The following is a 3,432-nucleotide window of genomic DNA, read 5'->3' as shown; positions in this document are numbered from 1 at the left end:
TATCAAGGAGTTTTCTGTCAGATTCTTTCATTTCAATGTATTTCAGAGTGAATTCTTCCAGCTTCCTTCCTCCCATCCTTTTAATGGCTTTCTTTACTGCCTCTTTCCTTCCCTCAATGAAAGGATGGGCTTTTACCATCGAGACGAGGAATTCCATCGTCTCGTGCTTTTTTCCCATAAGCTCTTCGAATTTTTCGATACGGTCGAGCAGCCCAAACGCTTTTTTGAGCTTATCCTTCCTTGATATGCAAAGCTTTTCTTCCCTGATCTGTGCCATATAAGTTGATAAAAACTGCCTCTTTCTTTCCAAAGGCGGCATATCTTTTATGCTCTTTATCGCTTCTTTGAACCTTGCTTCTATCTCCAATTTCACCCATTCGTTGTACATGGGAAAAGGTGCTTTAATGTCTACAGGAGGCTTTATTAACTTTCTCAGAGTATTTCCCTTGATGCCTCGCGTTTTTCCATTTATAATCTCGGAAAGCCTACCGGCTGATACCCTCTCCTTTCTGTATGTTCCTACCGTGCTTTTAATGAAAGTTCTCAGTTCTTCCGTGTTTGGATACATTGACACGTTATAGTGGGGCACCAACACTCTAGCCTCATCTAAAAGTTTCGTGTAGACCTCTGGAACAGTGAAAGATGTGATTATCTTTGCCGTAAACGCAGTAGAAACAAGACCAAGGCGCTTTTCAATTATAAGTAAAGTATCAAGAGCATCGAAAAGGTTGCCTGTCTCTTCACGATAGTATCCGAGCCAGAACACCGCCTTTTGTGCGATGGAATGAGCCCAGATGGGGTGAATCTCTCTTATTCTCCATGCCATACCGTTTAAAGCGCTGATCATACCGGATGGGTGAGGTACAGCTCTTGAGCGTTTGTACGACTGAAGGTAGTGGGATATCGCTTTCGAGATTTCGCCTTGCTCTGCGAGCTTCCTTGCTTTCGCAAGATGCAAAAATGAAGATGTTGGATCATTTATCTCGTACTCTCTTCCCCATATTCTCACAAATCGTGCAGGTGATATACCGAACGCTTCGGCGTTTATCAACACGGGTAAAGCAATATTACGAGCCGTTTTTGACATCAAGGCGAGCCTCTTTTTCAAGTACTCGTATAGCTTCACATCAGGTCTTCCCAGGTTTCTGGAGATACCCAATTTCTTTGCCATTAAAATATCTCTCGCCGTCGTTGACCTGCAGATTTTCAGAGCTCCTTCTATCATTTGAAGAGCTGTTTCATATTCACCTTTCCATATATATTTGAACGCTTGCGCAAAAACTTTCCAGTTTTCGGGAAAATCATTTTCGAGAAGATAGTTAACAAAAGGGAGAGCAAAAGAACCATATGTGAAAATTGGCAGAAGGATACCCGGTATTCTCTTCATTTCATCCCCCCTGTTTCTGTTATACACGAAAAAATCCAGGTTCCTCAAGTTTACAAAAAAAATTACACTTCAAACACGTCCTCAAAAGCTAATTCCGGAATACTCACAAATTGTTTGTAAAGCTTGAAAACCATATAGATTGTATTAGTATCCACCTAGGGGTGGGGAAATGAGAAAAATTTTGGCGATCATTATTATCTTTATTTTCGCATGCGCTTTGATCTTCGCTGCCGAAACAGGAGCAAATGATGCTACCGATAGTTTACCATCTCCACCAGCTGGTTTGATATCGAACATATTTATGAGCAAAACAGAAACAAACGGATTGTTAAACTATCTAGATAGCTTCTGTGCTTATAGTGAGAATATGCTTGTGTTAGAAACCTTCCAGAGAAACAAATTCAGTCATGGAGCCTAATGGAAACTTGTGCAATCTTTTGGTCCTGGTGCCGTTACGTCTCGCCGACAAAACTAAGACAGAAAATGGAACATATTCCCAGAGCGCAAAAAGCGAGTGAGGATGGGACTGCAAACTATATACGAGAAATGTGGTGCTGTCTGCAGAAATCATCGACTTAGGAGAGCAAAATAAAAAATTTAGAAAGGAGGTAAACCATGGAATTTTTAAATAACCCGACCATGGGAGAAATTGGTCTGGAGTGTTGTCAAAGTAATGGGAACTGTTCTGAGTGTTTCAATCCAGATTGTAACGGGATATGTGACCCTTCATGCAATGCAGTATGTGATTGTAACGCTCTCTGTACATTGTGTATTGTGCCATAAGAAGGAGGGTGAAAACTTATGGAATTCTTGAACGATCCATTAGAGGTTTTTAAACCAGTTGAAGATATCATGTGTTGTGATAAGAACGGCAACTGTGATTGCATAAACATGGTGTGCAACGATTGTGCATGCTAAAAAGTATTTACCATGGGGGTAATAACATGGAGTTTTTGAATTTTCCGGACAACTCTCTTTCTCCTCTTTGCTGTTCCACAAATCCCAATTGTGATTGCTGGGATCTGAACTGTTCTGGATGCTTTGATGATATGTGTGCTGGTTGTCTGGTGTGCCCTCCAAACGTGAACTGTACCAGCTGTTTGCGAAAAACTGAGGGGTGATCTTTCATGTTCAAACCTTCAAGGTACAATGTGATCTTCAGGGATGGCGACTATGTTGTGTTTGTGAATTTTCTAACCAGAGCAATCGCGCGTTTGGAAAAAGGCAAAGCAGAAATTGCAGAAAAGATTCTCAAAGATCCAAACGGAGAGATCCCTGAAGAATGGTTCTCCATAAAGAAAGATTTGATCTACGGTGGATATATCGTTGATAAAGACTTTGACGAGATAGAGCATCTAAAACTTATGAACAGAACGACCCGTTATGATTCTTCCTCGGTTATGATCACGATCATACCCACTCTGGCATGTAATTTTGATTGTATCTACTGCTATGAATCGAAGGCAGGTCCTTCGATGACAGCGAAAATGGCAGAAAGAATTGTGGACTACCTGAAAAGACTAATTCGAGTTAAAAAATCTATAAGTGTAGGCTGGTTCGGAGGAGAACCTCTTTTGTGTTTCGACGTGGTGAAGTTCATAAACTCATCGTTGATAGAAGCATGGAGGGAAAACAATGTGAATTTTTACTCCTCTATGTCAACAAACGGATACCTTCTTGACAGAGAAAAGGCGGAATGGCTTGATGAGCTCGAAATCAGAAGCGTTCAAATAACGATCGATGGTCCTAAAGATGTTCACGATAGGTACAGACCTTTGAAGGGTGGTGGAAGAACTTTCAACACCATTGTGGAAAATCTGGAGAATCTCTTCAGGGTTACAGAGAAACTTCAGGTCACGTTCAGGATGAATGTAGGACCCGACAACTTCCATCGTGTGGAAGAGTTTCTGGACGTTCTGGAACGATTTCCGAAAGATAGAACAAGGGTATATTTCAGATGGATTTTTGGATCAAACAACAGAGAATCCTTTTTCAGGAAGGTCTACGAGATCAGGGATCGGGAATCTCTGAATATCCTCAACTTC

The 3,432-nt window shown here is 41.2% G+C and carries 2 protein-coding genes; one reads left to right on the top strand and one right to left on the bottom strand.

Annotated elements, in window-relative coordinates; genetic code table 11:
• The coding region (locus J7K79_RS09070; RefSeq protein ID WP_296907835.1) for a hypothetical protein at nt 1–1,387 on the bottom strand (1,387 nt) is incomplete at its 3' end.
• A 1,127-nt stretch (nt 1,388–2,514) separates the two neighbouring features.
• Here J7K79_RS09070 and J7K79_RS09065 point away from each other — a divergent pair.
• The coding region (locus J7K79_RS09065) for a radical SAM protein (protein WP_296907833.1) at nt 2,515–3,432 on the top strand (918 nt) is incomplete at its 3' end.

Source organism: Thermotoga sp. (assembly GCF_021162145.1).
Taxonomy (GTDB): domain Bacteria; phylum Thermotogota; class Thermotogae; order Thermotogales; family Thermotogaceae; genus Thermotoga.
This window is presented reverse-complemented; position numbering and strand designations above follow the sequence as displayed.